Origin of the sequence: Blastomonas sp. (assembly GCF_041747255.1) — a bacterium.
GTDB lineage: Bacteria > Pseudomonadota > Alphaproteobacteria > Sphingomonadales > Sphingomonadaceae > Blastomonas.
Genome location: NZ_JBGTFM010000383.1, coordinates 1 through 1,526, shown reverse-complemented (window position 1 = coordinate 1,526; position 1,526 = coordinate 1). Strand labels below are relative to the sequence as shown.

At 64.4% G+C, this 1,526-nt stretch carries 2 protein-coding genes; both read left to right on the top strand.

Annotated features, from left to right (window positions below; genetic code table 11):
- Positions 1-375: 6-phosphogluconolactonase (locus tag ACEW8G_RS13020; protein WP_373488840.1), on the top strand; the 375-nt coding region annotated here is incomplete at its 5' end.
- Positions 372-1,526 (top strand): dihydroxy-acid dehydratase (locus tag ACEW8G_RS13015; RefSeq protein WP_373488839.1); only part of this gene is annotated, 1,155 nt, incomplete at its 3' end. The genes ACEW8G_RS13020 and ACEW8G_RS13015, both read left to right, overlap by 4 nt.

Here is a 1,526-nt window from a genome sequence, read left to right as displayed (position 1 = left end):
AATCTGGCTGCGACCGGTGCGACGCTAATTCCACTGGCAGCTGGCGTGACCCCGCCCCCGTTCGATCTGGTGTGGCTGGGCATGGGCGGCGACGGGCACCTCGCCTCGCTGTTTCCCAACACCGATCCGCAACCCGATGCGCCGCTCAGCGTTAAATCGATAACACCTGATCCACTGCCGCCCGAAGCCCCGTTCGACCGGCTGACGCTGACCATCCCGGCGCTGGTGCGCGCGGCCCACATCATGCTGGTGCTGAAGGGCGCTGACAAAAAAGCGGTGCTCGATGGCGCGTTGGCGGGCGCGCACGACCTGCCCATCGCCCGGTTGCTGCGCGCCGCGCAGGCGCCGGTCACCATCTTCTGGAGCGCATCATGACCAGCCTGCACCCCGAGCTTGAACGCATCACCCAGCGGATCATCGAGCGCTCGCGCCCGCGCCGTAGCGCTTATCTCGATTTCATCGCGCGCGAACGCGACAAGGGCGTCCACCGACCCACCTTGTCATGCGGCAATCTGGCGCATGGCTTTGCCGCAGCGGGCGATGACAGGCCCACGATCCGGGCCGGCACGGCGATGAATATCGGCATTGTCACCGCGTATAACGACATGCTCTCGGCGCATCAGCCCTATGGCCGCTATCCTGAGCAGATCAAGATTTTCGCGCGCGAGGTCGGCGCGACCGCGCAGGTCGCAGGAGGGGTGCCTGCGATGTGCGACGGAGTGACCCAGGGCCAGCTCGGCATGGAGCTGTCGCTGTTCAGCCGCGACACCATCGCCATGGGCAGCGCCATCGCGATGAGCCACGGCATGTTCGAAGCTGCGTTGCTGCTCGGTATCTGTGACAAGATCGTCCCCGGCCTGGTGATCGCGGCGCTGCGCTTTGGCCATGTGCCGACCATATTGGTGCCCGCCGGACCTATGCCCTCGGGACTGCCCAACAAAGAAAAGCAGCGCATCCGCCAGCTCTATGCTGAAGGCAAGGTCGGCAAAGGTGAGCTACTCGAAGCCGAAGCCGCGAGCTATCACAGCGCGGGCACCTGCACCTTTTACGGCACCGCCAATTCCAACCAGATGATGATGGAGATGATGGGGCTGCACGTGCCCGCCGCATCATTCGTCAATCCGGGGACCAAGCTGCGGCAGGAGTTGACCCGCGCCGCCGTCCACCGGGTGACCCAGATCGGCTGGAACGGCAATGACTATCGCCCCATCGGCCATTGCGTCGATGAAAAGGCGATCGTCAACGCGTGCATCGGGCTGCTCGCCACCGGCGGATCGACCAACCACGCGATCCACCTGCCCGCGATGGCACGCGCGGCGGGCATCCACATCGACTGGGAGGATCTGAGCGACCTTTCCGCGATCATCCCGATGCTGGCGCGCGTGTATCCCAACGGATCGGGCGATGTGAACCATTTCCATGCCGCAGGCGGCATCGGCTTCATCATCCGCGAACTCGCCGACAACGGCCTGCTGCACAGCGACATCATGACCGTATCAGGCAAAAGCTTGCGCGATTATGCGGTT